The organism is Chthoniobacterales bacterium (assembly GCA_018883245.1).
In the GTDB taxonomy this organism is placed as follows: Bacteria; Verrucomicrobiota; Verrucomicrobiia; order Chthoniobacterales; family JACTMZ01; genus JACTMZ01.
This window is the reverse complement of sequence record VEQL01000030.1, coordinates 1-13,234: the sequence shown is the minus strand read 5'-3', so window position 1 is coordinate 13,234 and position 13,234 is coordinate 1. Positions and strand designations below refer to the sequence as shown.

The following is a 13,234-nucleotide window of genomic DNA, read 5'->3' as shown; positions in this document are numbered from 1 at the left end:
TGTCAAACTAACGGTTCTGCGGATGTCCGGCAATGCGCGGAGAGGGATGACGGCTCCACCGTGTTCAGTTTGTTCAGCATCTATTGAATTGCGGAACGCGCGTGCTACATTCGATCCTCCATGCCCCGCATTCCCTCCTTGGTCACAGCGCGCCCTACGCGACCGGCCGTCCGCTTGGGACCGGCCGAACGCGAGGTGATCGAATTTTTCGTCCACCTCGGCAGATACCTTTCGTTGCCGCGTTCCGTCGGGGAAATCTACGGTCTGCTCTTTGCCTGCGGAGAAAAGCTCACTCTCGACGACATGGTGGCCAGGCTGGGCATCAGCAAGGGTTCCGCCAGCCAAGGGTTGCGTCTGCTTCGGGGTGCGGGGGCGGTGCGGGTGAGTCATCAGCCCGGCGATCGCAAAGATTATTACGAGGCCGAGTCGGAGTTGCCCGCGCTGGTGCACGGGCTTCTGCGCGACCAACTCGCGCTGCGGATTGAGCATGCGAACCGGCGACTGGGGCGACTGCACTCTGTCGTCGCGGACCCGCGCAACGGCGCTCCCCACGGTCTCTCCGCGCGCGTTGAACGTCTCGCTTCCTGGAACAAAAAGGCGCGCCGTCTTGTGCCGCTCGTCTCCACTTTCCTGAGGATGTAACCCATGGACCGTCAACCCGTCATCGAATCGACCGATCCCCTGTGGTTCTGCCTCAAGACGCAGCCCAAGCACGAGAAGCTGGCGGCGCAGTTCCTGCGCGCCAAAGTCGGTCTCGAAGTGTTCAGTCCCGTCCTGCGTTTCCAACGGGTGACGGTGAAGGGCAAGAAGTGGTTCGAGGAGGCGCTTTTTCCGGGATACATCTTCGGCAAATTTCCCTACCGCACGCACTACCGTCTCGTGGCCTCAGCCATGGGCGTCACCAAGATTGTCGGATTCGGCGGCGAGCCGGCTGTTGTTCCGGAAGACGTGGTCGCCGAGTTGCGGCACTACGTGCGCGACAACGAGGTGATCGAAGTTTCTCCCGTCATTGCCGCCGGTGACGAGGTCACGTTGCTGGACGGCGCTTTCAAAGGCCTGCGGGCCGTGGTCACGCGGGTGATGCCGGCCAAAGAGCGCGTCGCCGTTTTGCTTGATTTGCTGGGGACGCAACGCGAGGTGGAAGTGACTCTCGACCGTGTGGTCGCCGGAAAAGTTCATCCGCTTTCGGGCCGGTCCGTGGCGGGAACATAGAAAAATTATCGCGCAGTCAGGACAAGTCGCGCTTGGCGGGTCGGGGGAATCTTCCCCGCGACCAAGGGCGGCAGCTTGTCCGGATGCGGCGACTTGCCCATGATTTTCGACGACGTCAGCGAGCCTTCGCGCCCCGATCCCGACCGCGGGTCTTCGCGCCGCCGCCCGGGTGATGCCCGGCAGCGGAATTCCTCCCGTCGCCGCCGTCGTCGTTCTTCGTCGTTCGAGGACGCCGCGCGCTTCGACGAGCCGCTTCGTGAGTCGCCGGACCGCAACACGTCCGCTTGGTTGTGGGTGCTCGCCTTGCTTGCCTTGGTGGCGCTTGGTTTCGGCGCGTTTTTGCATCATCAGCGCAGCGCTCCTGCTCCGCTGGCGGGTGAGGCTCCGTCCAATCAGCTCATGCCTTTTATCGATCCGATTCTCGCGCCGCTTGAGACCGGAACCACGGGCTACAGTGCCGAGACACTCTCCGGCCTGCAGTCGCAGTTCCGCATTGAGGGAGACAAAGTCAACCTCGACAGCAGGGACATCTACTCCACCGCGGCCACGATCGCGCAAATTCTCGGAGAGGCGCTCCAAGATCGCACCCGTCACATGGAACGCCTTGTGAAGCTTGGCGCGCCGGTCGAAGGGATAGCCCCTGATTCCGCTGCGCGGACCGATGTTTCGGAAACGCAGCGCAAGCATCTCGAATTAGCCGTGGGTATCAGTTGGCAGCGAAACTCCGGCACCTACCGCAACCGTCTCGAAGAACTCTGGTATCGTCTGCTGCGCCTTGAGCAGGGCCGGTTCCGCGCTGGCTCCGCTCCGCTGTCCATGTTGCCCGAAAATCCGACAATGACGCCGGCCAATGAGTGACACCAAGCGCATCGTCGTCATCGGCAGCAACTCCTTCTCGGGAGCGAGCTTTGTCTCGCACTGCCTGCGCGAGGGTTGGGAAGTCGTGGGCACCAGCCGCTCGGTTGAAGCGCATACGGTTTTTCTCCCGTATCGCTGGCAGCGGACGCCGGAGGAATTGTCGCGTTTCCGCTTCGCGCAACTCGATCTCAACCTGCACACGAAGGAGTTGCTCGATGCGATTTCGGAATTCGGTGCGCCGTATGTTGTCAACTTCGCCGCCCAGAGCATGGTGGCCGAAAGCTGGGAGCATCCGGATCATTGGTATCAGACCAATGTCGTGGCCAATGTGCGGCTCCATGACGGACTGCGCAAAATTTCGGGTCTGAAAAAATACGTCCATGTTTCGACCCCCGAGGTTTACGGCAGTTGTTCCGGCGATGTGCGGGAGGATGCGCCTTTCAATCCCAGCACGCCTTATGCCGCATCGCGCGCGGCGTGTGACCTGCATCTCCAAACCTTCATCCGGCAATACGGCTTTCCCGCCGTCTTCACCCGCGCCGCCAATGTCTTCGGACCCAGTCAGCAATTGTATCGCATCGTTCCCCGCACGCTTCTCTTTCTCGCCCTTGGTAAAAAGCTCCAGCTCCATGGTGGCGGACATTCAGTGCGGTCGTTTATCCACATCGACGATGTGTCCGACGGCACGCTTCGTGCCGCGCTCAGCGGCGATCCGGGCGACGTCTTTCATTTGTCGACGAAGCGCACCATTTCCATCCGCGATCTTGTTGCGCTCATGTGCGACCAGGCCGGCGTGAAGTTCGAAGACTTTGCCGAGATCGTCGCCGACCGTCCCGGCAAGGATTCCGCCTATCTGCTCGACGCAACGCTGGCCCGCACGAAGCTCGGATGGCAGGATCGCGTTTCGCTGGAGGAGGGGATCGCCGATACCAAGCGTTGGATCGACGCCAACCTCGCCGCTCTCCGCGAGCAACCCATGAATTACATCCACAAAGCGTGAGAAAAGTGATGAATAAAAAATGCAAAGTGCGAAATGACAAGCACTCGGAGGATGAGCGTTCCTGCGAACCGCAAGGGTATTACGGTAATCTGTGTTATCTGTGGAATCCGTGGTTTAAAAGCCAGCCATCTTTTCCATTCATCATTTTGCATTCTGCATTCTAAAATTTCCCCTTTATGTCAAAAATCCTCGTTACAGGCGGCTTCGGCTACGTTGGCAGCCGGTTGGTCCCGCATCTTCTGTCCCTCGGTCACGACGTGCGCGTGCTCGACCTCATGCTCTACACCGAGGCCGGGCTTGACGCCCTCAAAGCCGATCCCAAATGGCCCGAGTGGGAAAAGCGTTTCAGCCTGGTTCGCGGGGACCTTCGCGATTCGAACAAGGTGCGCGAAGGGCTAGCCGGACGCGACACTGTCATCCATCTCGCGGCCATCTCCAATGACCCGACGGGCGACATCGATGAAGTTCTCACCCGGCAAGTGAACTTCGACGCCATTGGAATGCTTCTGGCCTTGGCCAAGGAGTCCGGTGTGAAGCGCTTCATCAACGCCTCTTCGTCGAGCGTCTTCGGCGCCCGCACCGAATCGGAAATCAACGAGCGTCTCGAGCCCGAACCGCTGACTTACTACTCGAAATACAAAGCGCTTTCCGAATGGCTGGTTCTCTCCGCTTCCGGACCGGAATTCTGCGCGGTCAATGTCCGCCCAGCCACCATCTGCGGCTACTCGCCGCGCCAGCGCTTTGATCTCACGGTCAACAAGCTAACCGCCGATGCTCTACGGAAAAAAGTGATCACTGTGCATGGCGGCAAGCAGCGCCGTCCGAATGTCGGCATGACCGACATGATCAACCTCTACGGAATCTTGGTTGACGCCCCGGCGGACAAAATCAACGGCCGGACCTTCAACTTCGGCTTCGAGAACCACCAGGTCATCGACATCGCGAAAATCATCCAGTCCGAGTTGTCCGACCTGAATGTCGAAATCAAGGTGACGGACACGACCGACCACCGCGACTACCACATCTCCTCGGACCGCATCCTCCGTGACCTCGGTTACAAACCGGTGAGCAGCATCAGACAGGAAGTGGCCAACCTCCGCGCCGCCCTCGAAGCGGGCCAGTTCCCCGACATCGATGCGCCCGAGCATTACAACATGAAGTTCATGAAAATCGGCCGCGACACCGGCTGCCTCGATTACCTCGCTCGCTGATGGCGTCCGAAAAAATTATCTCGTTCCCCGAAGCTCCCGCGCTTTTTGACAAGTTGCGCGGCGAGGGGAAGCGCCTCGTGCAGTGCCACGGCACGTTCGATTTGGTCCACCCGGGCCATATCGTCCACCTCGAGGACGCGAAGAAGCTTGGGGACGTGTTGGTTGTCACGGTCACCGACGAAAAACACGTCAACAAAGGTCCCGGTCGTCCCTATTTCAATGACGCGCTGCGAGCGCGCACGCTGGCCGCGCTCTCCTGCGTGGACTACGTGGTCCTTGTTCCGCACACCGCGGCGGTCGAGGTGATCGAGACGGTCAAGCCGCACATTTACTGCAAGGGCACGGAATATGCCGACGCGTCCAACGACGTCACCGGAAATATCCATGACGACGTGGCCACCGTGCAAAAGCACGGCGGGGAGGGTCGTTATCTTGGCGACTTCGTTTTCAGCTCCACCCGTCTGCTCAACCGCCACTTCGAAACAGCCAATCCCGCGGTCGCGGAGTTTTGCGGTGACCTCGCTTCCCGCGTCACGCCGCAGCAGTTCGCCGATGCCGTGGCCAAGTTCTCCGGCCTTCGTGTTCTCGTCGTCGGCGACACGATTTTCGACAAATACTCGTTCGTCAAAGTTCAGGGGCTTACCTCGAAAAATCGCATCATTTCCGGTCGATACCTCGAGGAGGAGGCGCAGGCCGGTGGCGCGCTGGCCGTCTATCGCCACCTCAAGCAGTTCACGCCGAACGCGCGCCTGGTCTCCTTGCTGGGGACGGAAGACTGGCTCGAACCGACCCTGCGCATGTTTATGCCGACCGAGGACGACGCAACCGTTCGCGATCCCGATTTTGTCTCGATCATCAAACAGCGCTATGTCGAACCGGTCAGCGAGGGCAAAGACCTGAGCAAGCTGTTCAGCGTCAACTTCATCAATGCTGACCCCCCGAAGCAGGCTGTTATCGACCGCGTGCTCGGGAAACTTGAGGCGGAAATCAAAAATGCCGACCTCGTGGTGCTGGCGGACTTCGGACACGGCATCATGCAGCAGGCCGTGCGCGACTTTCTGCAGGATAGCGGCGTCTTTCTCGCCCTCAACTGCCAGACCAACTCGAACAACCACGGATTCAACATCATCTCGCGCCAATACCGCCGCGCCGATGTCTTCTCCCTCGATGAGCAGGAGATTCTGCTTTCCTGCGGACACCGCCATGTGGATTTTTCCGCGGAACTCGACAAATTGCGCGCCCATTTGTCCGCCCGTGCCGGTTGGCTTACCCGTGGCGCGGTCAAGACGATCGGACTCGATGCGAATGGCAACGCGGCGGCGTGTCCTCCGCTTGGTGATGACATCACGGACACCATTGGGGCAGGGGATGCTTTCTTTTCCGTCATGGCCCTCGCCGCAGCGCGCGGTTTGCCCGTCGACCTGACAACTTTCCTCGGACAATTGGCCGGGGCGCAGGCCGTGAAAATCGTCGGCAACCGCGAACCCATCTCCAAAGCCATCCTGCTCAAGAGCGGCATGGCCTTGCTCAACCGCGACCCCGCGGGGTGAGAAAGTGCAGAACTAAAAATGCAGAATGCAAAATGGGGATTTCCTGAATTCATCATTCTACGTTTTGCATTCGTCACTTTTCCGAGTCTTCTGAGTTCTTCATTTTGCATTTTGCACTCTTCATTTCGCCGCCTTGAGTAGTTCCTTCGAAGAACTTCAGAGCGCCGCGTCGAATCTTCGCGTGGATGCCATCGGTCTGTCCCATCGGGCCAAGACGCCTCATTTGGGATCATCGCTCTCATGCATCGATCTGCTCGTTGCGCTCTACTGGGACTTCCTGCGCATCGATCCGAAAAAAGCGGACGCGGCTGATCGCGATCGCTTCATCCTGAGCAAAGGCCACGCGGCACCGGCGCTTTACGTCACGCTGTGCGAGCGCGGTTTCTTTCCGAAGCAATTCCTCGAAGAATACGGCAAGGACGGAGCCGCACTGGCCGAACAACCCGCTCCAAACTGTGCACCCGGTGTCGAGTGGGCGACCGGATCGCTCGGGCATGGTCTTTCTGTCGGTATCGGCATGGCGCTCGCCGCGCGGATACAAAAGCAAAATTACCGGACGGTAGTGCTACTCAGTGATGGCGAATGCAACGAGGGAAGCGTGTGGGAAGCGGCCATGTTTGCCGCGGCGCAAAATCTCGGGTCCCTGACGGTGTTGGTCGACTACAACAAATGGCAGGCTACCGGTCGCAGTGAGGAAGTCATGGCTTTGGCTCCGCTGCGCGACAAGTGGGAGGCTTTCGGCTGGGAAAGCTACGAAGTGGACGGCCACGACTTTGCCGAGATCCGCGCCGCGCTTGCCTGTGCCGAATTGCCCGACCGCACCAAACCCTTGGCCATTGTGGCCCACACGATCAAAGGCCGCGGCGTGTCATTCATGGAGGATGACAACAACTGGCACTACCGCATCCCCAGCGCTGAGGAGCTCGCTGCCGCGAGGGAAGAACTGCTGGGGAAATGATGAGTTCGGAATGCAAAATGCAAAATGTCTGAGAAAGTTCTGGAAGCGCGAACTAAGGAGTATGCGCGCCGCGTTATTCGCTTGTATTCCGCCTTGCCGCGAAGCGGGGCTGCGCAAGTGCTAGGACATCAATTGTTGCGAAGCGGCACATCCATCGGGGCGAACTACCGGGAAGCAATGCGTTCGCGCAGTAAGGCCGAATTTATCGCCAAGCTGGGGGATTCGCTTAAGGAGGCCAGTGAGTCGGCGTATTGGTTGGAACTCCTGTCTGAGGAATCCTTGGTTTCGCCGAGAAGACTGCAACCATTGCTGGAAGAAACAGGTGAGATTACTGCTATACTCGTTTCCAGCATCAAGACCGCCCGCAGGCAGTAATTCTTCACTTTGCATTCCGCCTTTTAACTTTTTCGATGCGTAACGCTTTCGCCGACGAGATCACCAAAATCGCGCAGAAGCGCGAGGATATCGTGCTGCTCTCAGGAGACATCGGGAACCGTCTCTTCGACAAGTTCAAGGAGGTCGCGCCCACGCGCTTCTACAACTGCGGCGTGGCCGAGGCCAATATGATCGGCGTTGCCGCCGGGATGGCTGCCAGCGGACTCAAGCCTGTCTGCTACACCATTGCCTCTTTCATCACGTATCGCGTGATCGAACAAATCCGCCTCGACCTCGGCTACCATCATCAAAACGTCGTCTTCGTTGGCACCGGTGCAGGACTTTCCTACGCCTCGCTCGGATCGACCCATCATTCGGTGGAAGACATGGGCATGTTGCGCCTCGTTCCCGGACTTGCCGTGTTGGCTCCCGGCGATGAAATGGAGCTCCGGCCGGCCTTGCGCGCGGCTCTCGATTACCCGGGGCCCGTTTACATCAGAATCGGGAAAAAAGGTGAACCGGTCGTCCACAAAACGGAGCTCAAAGTAGAAATTGGCAAGGCCGTAAAGCTGCGCGATGGCAAAGACGCTTGGATTCTTGCGCTCGGCAACACCTTGCCGATGGCCATTGACGCAGCGGCACAGTTGGAATCCGGCGGTATCAACTGCGGCGTGGCCAGCATGGGTTCTTTGAAGCCGCTCGACACGGATTTTTTGGCCGAGGTTTTCCGTTCAGCCAAAGCCGTCGCGACGCTCGAAGAACATTCCATTCTCGGTGGACTTGGAACGGCCACCGCCGAGTGGATGGCGGCGAACGGAGAAAGCGCGAGGGCTAAACTCCTGACATTCGGCACGCCCGACGAATTCCTTCACCAAACCACGCACCAGCCTTCCGCGCGTGCTTGGGCTGGGCTAACCGTGGAGCAAGTCGTCAAACGCATCAGCGAAACTATATGAACAAAGACGAGGAGAAGGCTGCTCTCGCCGCCCACGTTCGCCGCTGGGAGACCTATGGTCCCGAGTTGGAACGACTGCGCGCCGAGGCGTTTCGCGCTCAAAGCGAAGAAGAGCACCTGCGTGCCATCGCCGACGTTCTGGCCGGACCGATAGAATGGTTTCTCCAAGGCTCGCGCCCGGATTCGGGCTTGGTTGAGCAGCAACGAATCTTTGGCAAGCTATGTCGGAGCTGACACCCGTTCTTGTCGCAGCCTCGGAACTTGTGAGCTTCTGCCGCGAGCGAGATTGGCCTAGCTGTCTCATCGGTGGTCTTGCCGTGCAGCGTTGGGGCGAACCGCGCTTCACGCGCGACGCTGATCTCACGTTGTTAACGGGCTTTGGTTCGGAGAGTGTATTCATTGACGAGTTGGTAGGTAATTTCGCGCCGCGGCGTGCGGATGCTGCAGAGTTTGCCCAGCGAGCACGCGTGGTGTTGCTCAAAGCCGGGAATGGAGTTGATCTCGATGTGGCGCTGGGGGCACTTCCGTTTGAGGAGCGATCTGTGAAGAGGTCGTCGGACTATGCTTTCAGAGAGAGCTGCGTTTTGCCAACCTGCTCGGCCGAGGATCTAATCGTGCATAAAGTTTTTGCCGGGCGCGATAGAGACTGGGCCGATGTGCGAGGCGTGTTGTCGCGCCAAGGCAAACAACTCGACCTTTCTTTGATCCGGAAAGAACTGTGCCCCTTGCTCGAAGCCAAAGAGGATTCCGAAAGCATGGAAAAATTCGAGCGTTTGGCGTCGGGTCTCTGAAAATTCTGCATTCTTCACTTTAACTTCTTCATTTCCTCTCATGTCCTACGTCGATTTCATCGCGCCGATCCACAAGGCGACAACGCGCGACTACCTCGCTAGGGTCAACGATCCTGAATACCCGAAGGCCAAGGCTGCCGAACTGGCGCTGAAATGGGACGTCGAATATTGGGATGGCGACCGTCGGACCGGCTACGGCGGCATGAATTACGACGGACGCTGGCGCAAGGTCGCGGACCTGATGGCGAAACACTACGGACTCAAGGCCGGCGACAAGGTCCTCGATATCGGCTGCGGGAAGGGTTTCCTGCTCTACGATCTCACCCAAGCCGTCCCCGGAATTGAGGTTGCCGGTCTGGAAATCAGTTCGTATGCCATCGACCACGCCAAGCCCGAGGTGAAGGACCGCATGGTGCATGGTAAAGCGTCCGAGGTGCCCTTTGCCGACGGCGAATTCGACTTTGTATTTTCCATCAACACGCTTCACAACCTGCCTTGCTACGATCTCGACCGTGCGCTCCGTGAAATGATGCGGGTCGGCAAGAAACACCGTTACCTTTGTGTCGAGAGCTGGCGGAATGAATCAGAGAAAGCCAATCTGCTCTATTGGCAGCTGACCTGCCGCGCCTTTTTCGCCCCGGATGAGTGGGAATGGTGGTTCAAACAAACCGGTTACACCGGCGACCACAGCTTTATTTACTTTGAATAAGCGTGGAGCGGGGCGCATGAGCTGTTGGCTTAAGGCGGCCCCCTTGACACCCGTAATCCTTGAATAATAATTTCCTTGATATGGATTCCAGCAGCACGCTCCTTCCAAGTTCATTGGTGACAGGTAAACTGCAAACCACCATTCCCGCGGTGCTCGCGCGGCGCCACGGTATAAAGACCGGCACCAGATTGGTGTGGCTAGCCGACTCCAAGAACAAGACTCTCGTGGCTCGGGTGTTGCCGGATGCAGTGACGCGGCTTCGCGAAGCACAGAAAATTGCCACGGGCAACAAGAGGGCGGCCGCCAAGCTGAAGGCCGAGTATGAAGCCGATCGCGCTTGGCAGCGGGCGCATGACCGTCAAGTTTGAAAAAGCGCTATCTCATCGACACGTCCGCACTGCTTGCCCACTTGTTGCAAGAGAGCGGGTGTGAGGTGGTCGAGCGTTTGCTCGAGGCCTCCGGCGACAAGTTGGCCATCTGCATCCTGACCTGGGTCGAGTTCGAAATCTTTTTGAGCCGCTCTACCTACACGGCAAAAGAAAAAGCGCGGATCCTCTCGATCTATCGGGCCGCGTTGGGAGATCCTCTCCCGGTCGATGAAAAAGTCGGCCGCGAGGCGCTGGTGATCCGGGAAGCGCTTGGGGCCCGGATTCCGCTGACGGATCTTTTGATCGCCGCGTGCGCGAAAGCGAACGGTTTCGTGTTGGTATACCGCGACAAGCATCTTACGAGCATTCCCGGAGATCTCCTTGGACAGCTGCGGTTGCCGGCGAAAGAGGCGAGGACGCGCCAAGCAAAATAACACACGCTTTCGACGCCGGGGACTGGTAGTTCAAATAAACCGGCTACACCGGCGACCACAGTTTCATCTACTTCGAGTAGATTGGGGACTCTCGCGGAGGCACAGAGACACGAAGATGGACGAGAATGAGATTGGATCCGCTGTCGTGGACTGTGCGGTTGCTCTGCCTCGGGATCTTTGGCCTGGTCTTCTTGAGACCGTCTACGAAGTGACTTTGGCGCGGGCGCTGGAGCGTCGCGGACTTCGCGTGGAACGGCAGGTTGCGGTGCCGATCGAATATGAGGGCGAGCGATTTGCCGAGGGCTTTCGCGCAGATGTGATTGTGGAGGGAAAAGTGCTCTTGGAGTTGAAGTCGGTCGAACACGTAACACCCGCGCACAAGAAGCAGCTTTTGACGTATTTGCGACTCACTGGGTTGAAGTTGGGTTACTTGCTGAACTTCGGTGAAGCGCTCATGCGCGACGGAATCACTCGCATTATCAATGGCTCTTTGGATCCCATCCCTTTGAGCACCCGTGCCTCCGTAAGAGGAAACAGTTCGGAAGAAGGTTTTTCACAAAGACACAAAGGCATTGGAGATTTGAAGCTTTGAAAACACCTATGGTCTGTTCGTATTTAGCGTTTCTTGTGTCTTCGTGTCTCCGTGAGAGAAAGCAGTAAGGAAAAGTGTTTCTCACAAAGACACAGAGACGCAGAGTGTCTGAAACTGTGAAGATGTTTGCCGTTACCTCAGATTGCTACTCTTGGTGTCTTCGTGCCTCCGTGAGAGAATCATGAAAACACCCGCTGCCATTTTGGTCGAGCAGCGCAAACCGCTTGTCATCGATGAAGTCGAGGTGCCTGCGCTCAAACGCGGGCAAGTGCTTGTCGAAATCCATGCCACCCGCGTCTGCGGATCTCAGATTGGCGAGATCGATGGCGTCAAGGGTCCCGACCAATTCCTTCCGCATTTGCTTGGTCATGAGGCTGGGGCCATTGTCCTCGAGATTGGTCCCGAAGTGACCCACATTGCACCGGGCGACCGCGTCGTTTGCCACTGGCGTCCGGGAGCGGGGATTGATGCCGGGGGCTCGGTCTATGATTGGAACGGCACCAAAGTGAACGCCGGTCCGATCACCACGTTCCAGAAATACGCGGTCATTTCCGAAAACCGTCTGACCAAAGTCCCACCGGATACCGATTTCGAGCTGTGCTGCCTGTTGGCCGACACGCTGACCACTGGATTCGGCATCATCCACAACGACGCGAAAGTCCAACGCGGCGAATCGGTCGTCATCTTCGGGGTAGGGGGCATCGGGTTGGGTGTGATGCTTGGCGCCAAGCTCGCCGGGGCCAATGCGATCATCGGCGTCGACCTTCATGACCACAAACTGGCCAAGGCAGCGGAATACGGCCTGACCCATCAGATCAATGCCTCGCGCGAAAACGCCGCGGAGCGGATTAAGGCGATTCTCGGCGGTCTGGCCGACGTGACCATCGACGGCACGGGAAATCCGAAAGTGATCGAGACAGCCTACGATCTGGCCAAACTGCGTGGCGGACGCTGCGTGCTCTTCGGTGTGATGCCTCACAATCAACGGGTCAGCATTCATACACTGCCCTTGCATTTTGGTCGCATTCTCACCGGATCCGAGGGCGGCCAAAGCCGCCCAGAGAAGGACATCCCCCGCATCTTGGATCAGCTTGCCTCGGCCCGAATCGATTGCTCCGGATTCATCTCGCACCGAGGCAGTCTTGCTGATATTGAGCGGATCATTGGGAAGATGCGTTCAGGCGAGGTGATTCATGCTGTCGCCAACCCGCGCGAGTGAGTCTCCGCGTCGACCCGCTTTCCCCTGTGCCGAAAATGTGGAATATTTCCGTAGAGTATCCATAAAAGCGCTGTAAACCTGCCGTATGAAAACAACATTGGATATTCCGACCCCGATCTTGGAAAAAGCTATCCGACTGTCTGGGGCCCGCACCAAGCGTGCCGCAGTGCTCGCGGCGTTGGATGATTTTACCCGGCGCGGCCGCATGCGGGCGTTGGCCGTCAAGTTGGGCCGCTCCGAGACTTTTATGACGGCCGCTGACTTGGAAGTGCTGCGCACTGCCAGAAAGCACGCAAGAAGCGGAGTCCCGCCCAAGCGTTGCTCCCGGACTTGAACGTGGCATTTCAGGGTGTAAAATTCTCCTATGAGCACTGTGCATGAAATAGAAACTGCCATCGAGAGGTTGCCCGCAGAGGAGCGATGGAGTCTTTTGCACCGCTTCAGTGATCGCATGTGGGACGATTGGGATGCCCAAATCGAGTCCGACCACCGTGCCGGGCGTTTAGACTCGCTGATCGCCGAAGTGCGGGAGGACATTGCTGCAGGAAGAGCCAAGCCCATGCATGAAGTCCTCCGCGACGAGTAAGTTTTGGCGCGCCTACGCCGAGTTGCCCGTCGGGATTCGTAAAAGTGTCCGTAAGCAATACCAAAGATGGCTCGTGGATCCGCGGCACCCGTCCCTGCGTTTCAAAAAGGTGGGCCCGTTCTGGTCGGTGCGCATCAATGACGACTACCGCGCCTTGGCACTTCTCGACCAAGACACGTATTTCTGGTTCTGGGTGGGCACACATGCGGAATACGACAGGATTCTCAGAGCAAAATAATGCTCGCGCCCTCGCCGGATGTGAGGGGTGCCAAGGCAGCGGAATACGGCCTGACGCATGAGATCAATGCCTCGCGCGAAAACGCCGCCGAAAGGATTAAGGAAATCCTCGGCGGATTGGCCGATGTAACCATCGATGGCACGGGAAATCCGAAAGTGATCGAAACGGCCTACGACCT

The 13,234-nt window shown here is 58.3% G+C and carries 20 protein-coding genes; all 20 read left to right on the top strand.

The window, feature by feature from the left end; genetic code table 11:
- Positions 1-120 precede the first annotated feature (120 nt).
- Positions 121-642: a transcriptional regulator gene (locus FGM15_10260; protein MBU3666240.1), complete on the top strand. Its 522-nt coding sequence runs from the start codon at positions 121-123 to the stop codon at positions 640-642.
- Between the two features lie 3 nt (positions 643-645).
- On the top strand, positions 646-1,212 hold the full coding sequence (locus tag FGM15_10255) for a hypothetical protein (protein MBU3666239.1): 567 nt from the start codon (positions 646-648) through the stop codon (positions 1,210-1,212).
- A 99-nt stretch (positions 1,213-1,311) separates the two neighbouring features.
- Complete coding sequence (locus tag FGM15_10250; GenBank protein MBU3666238.1) at positions 1,312-2,070, top strand: hypothetical protein; 759 nt, start codon at positions 1,312-1,314, stop codon at positions 2,068-2,070.
- On the top strand, positions 2,063-3,070 hold the full coding sequence (locus tag FGM15_10245) for an NAD-dependent epimerase/dehydratase family protein (protein MBU3666237.1): 1,008 nt from the start codon (positions 2,063-2,065) through the stop codon (positions 3,068-3,070). The genes FGM15_10250 and FGM15_10245 overlap by 8 nt, the downstream gene beginning before the upstream one ends.
- 176 nt (positions 3,071-3,246) lie before the next feature.
- Positions 3,247-4,281, top strand: coding sequence for an NAD-dependent epimerase/dehydratase family protein (locus tag FGM15_10240; protein MBU3666236.1), 1,035 nt, complete (start codon positions 3,247-3,249; stop codon positions 4,279-4,281).
- Entirely contained in the window at positions 4,281-5,831 is a 1,551-nt protein-coding gene (locus FGM15_10235) for an adenylyltransferase/cytidyltransferase family protein (protein MBU3666235.1), read from the top strand. Before FGM15_10240 ends, FGM15_10235 begins: the two co-directional genes overlap by 1 nt.
- Before the next feature lie 133 nt (positions 5,832-5,964).
- Positions 5,965-6,789, top strand: a complete 825-nt coding sequence (locus FGM15_10230; protein MBU3666234.1) for a transketolase — start codon at positions 5,965-5,967, stop codon at positions 6,787-6,789.
- Positions 6,790-6,813: 24 nt separating this feature from the next.
- Positions 6,814-7,164 (top strand): four helix bundle protein, encoded by a 351-nt coding sequence (locus FGM15_10225; GenBank protein MBU3666233.1) that lies wholly within the window; start codon positions 6,814-6,816, stop codon positions 7,162-7,164.
- Positions 7,165-7,199: 35 nt separating this feature from the next.
- Positions 7,200-8,120 carry a transketolase gene (locus tag FGM15_10220; protein MBU3666232.1) on the top strand — a complete coding sequence of 307 codons (921 nt, stop codon included), beginning with the start codon at positions 7,200-7,202 and terminating at the stop codon, positions 8,118-8,120.
- The gene (locus FGM15_10215; protein ID MBU3666231.1) at positions 8,117-8,353 is read left to right on the top strand and encodes a hypothetical protein; all 237 of its coding nucleotides are present in this window, start codon (positions 8,117-8,119) and stop codon (positions 8,351-8,353) included. Before FGM15_10220 ends, FGM15_10215 begins: the two co-directional genes overlap by 4 nt.
- Positions 8,341-8,910 carry a nucleotidyl transferase AbiEii/AbiGii toxin family protein gene (locus FGM15_10210; protein MBU3666230.1) on the top strand — a complete coding sequence of 190 codons (570 nt, stop codon included), beginning with the start codon at positions 8,341-8,343 and terminating at the stop codon, positions 8,908-8,910. Before FGM15_10215 ends, FGM15_10210 begins: the two co-directional genes overlap by 13 nt.
- A 40-nt stretch (positions 8,911-8,950) precedes the next feature.
- A complete protein-coding gene (locus tag FGM15_10205) occupies positions 8,951-9,619 on the top strand; it encodes a class I SAM-dependent methyltransferase (GenBank protein MBU3666229.1) in 669 nt (222 codons plus the stop codon).
- A gap of 80 nt (positions 9,620-9,699) precedes the next feature.
- On the top strand, positions 9,700-9,987 hold the full coding sequence (locus FGM15_10200; GenBank protein MBU3666228.1) for an AbrB/MazE/SpoVT family DNA-binding domain-containing protein: 288 nt from the start codon (positions 9,700-9,702) through the stop codon (positions 9,985-9,987).
- A complete protein-coding gene (locus tag FGM15_10195) occupies positions 9,984-10,421 on the top strand; it encodes a type II toxin-antitoxin system VapC family toxin (protein ID MBU3666227.1) in 438 nt (145 codons plus the stop codon). The genes FGM15_10200 and FGM15_10195 overlap by 4 nt, the downstream gene beginning before the upstream one ends.
- A 115-nt stretch (positions 10,422-10,536) precedes the next feature.
- A complete protein-coding gene (locus FGM15_10190; GenBank protein MBU3666226.1) occupies positions 10,537-11,013 on the top strand; it encodes a GxxExxY protein in 477 nt (158 codons plus the stop codon).
- A 181-nt stretch (positions 11,014-11,194) separates the two neighbouring features.
- A complete protein-coding gene (locus FGM15_10185) occupies positions 11,195-12,232 on the top strand; it encodes a zinc-binding dehydrogenase (GenBank protein ID MBU3666225.1) in 1,038 nt (345 codons plus the stop codon).
- 85 nt (positions 12,233-12,317) lie between these two features.
- Entirely contained in the window at positions 12,318-12,566 is a 249-nt protein-coding gene (locus FGM15_10180) for a hypothetical protein (protein MBU3666224.1), read from the top strand.
- A gap of 30 nt (positions 12,567-12,596) precedes the next feature.
- Complete coding sequence (locus FGM15_10175) at positions 12,597-12,818, top strand: hypothetical protein (protein ID MBU3666223.1); 222 nt, start codon at positions 12,597-12,599, stop codon at positions 12,816-12,818.
- Positions 12,796-13,056, top strand: coding sequence for a hypothetical protein (locus FGM15_10170; GenBank protein ID MBU3666222.1), 261 nt, complete (start codon positions 12,796-12,798; stop codon positions 13,054-13,056). Before FGM15_10175 ends, FGM15_10170 begins: the two co-directional genes overlap by 23 nt.
- Positions 13,056-13,234 (top strand): zinc-binding dehydrogenase (locus FGM15_10165; protein MBU3666221.1); only part of this gene is annotated, 179 nt, incomplete at its 3' end. The genes FGM15_10170 and FGM15_10165, both read left to right, overlap by 1 nt.

Excerpts from the sequence above, each read along its gene's own strand:
- FGM15_10170 (MBU3666222.1), top strand. The coding sequence starts at position 12,796 with ATGAAGTCCTCCGCGACGAGTAAGTTTTGGCGCGCCTACGCCGAGTTG.
- FGM15_10260 (MBU3666240.1), top strand. The coding sequence starts at position 121 with ATGCCCCGCATTCCCTCCTTGGTCACAGCGCGCCCTACGCGACCGGCC.
- FGM15_10255 (MBU3666239.1), top strand. The coding sequence starts at position 646 with ATGGACCGTCAACCCGTCATCGAATCGACCGATCCCCTGTGGTTCTGC.
- FGM15_10205 (MBU3666229.1), top strand. The coding sequence starts at position 8,951 with ATGTCCTACGTCGATTTCATCGCGCCGATCCACAAGGCGACAACGCGC.
- FGM15_10210 (MBU3666230.1), top strand. The coding sequence starts at position 8,341 with ATGTCGGAGCTGACACCCGTTCTTGTCGCAGCCTCGGAACTTGTGAGC.
- FGM15_10245 (MBU3666237.1), top strand. The coding sequence starts at position 2,063 with ATGAGTGACACCAAGCGCATCGTCGTCATCGGCAGCAACTCCTTCTCG.
- FGM15_10180 (MBU3666224.1), top strand. The coding sequence starts at position 12,318 with ATGAAAACAACATTGGATATTCCGACCCCGATCTTGGAAAAAGCTATC.
- FGM15_10215 (MBU3666231.1), top strand. The coding sequence starts at position 8,117 with ATGAACAAAGACGAGGAGAAGGCTGCTCTCGCCGCCCACGTTCGCCGC.
- FGM15_10225 (MBU3666233.1), top strand. The coding sequence starts at position 6,814 with ATGTCTGAGAAAGTTCTGGAAGCGCGAACTAAGGAGTATGCGCGCCGC.
- FGM15_10250 (MBU3666238.1), top strand. The coding sequence starts at position 1,312 with ATGATTTTCGACGACGTCAGCGAGCCTTCGCGCCCCGATCCCGACCGC.
- FGM15_10190 (MBU3666226.1), top strand. The coding sequence starts at position 10,537 with ATGGACGAGAATGAGATTGGATCCGCTGTCGTGGACTGTGCGGTTGCT.
- FGM15_10175 (MBU3666223.1), top strand. The coding sequence starts at position 12,597 with ATGAGCACTGTGCATGAAATAGAAACTGCCATCGAGAGGTTGCCCGCA.
- FGM15_10200 (MBU3666228.1), top strand. The coding sequence starts at position 9,700 with ATGGATTCCAGCAGCACGCTCCTTCCAAGTTCATTGGTGACAGGTAAA.
- FGM15_10185 (MBU3666225.1), top strand. The coding sequence starts at position 11,195 with ATGAAAACACCCGCTGCCATTTTGGTCGAGCAGCGCAAACCGCTTGTC.
- FGM15_10240 (MBU3666236.1), top strand. The coding sequence starts at position 3,247 with ATGTCAAAAATCCTCGTTACAGGCGGCTTCGGCTACGTTGGCAGCCGG.
- FGM15_10235 (MBU3666235.1), top strand. The coding sequence starts at position 4,281 with ATGGCGTCCGAAAAAATTATCTCGTTCCCCGAAGCTCCCGCGCTTTTT.
- FGM15_10220 (MBU3666232.1), top strand. The coding sequence starts at position 7,200 with ATGCGTAACGCTTTCGCCGACGAGATCACCAAAATCGCGCAGAAGCGC.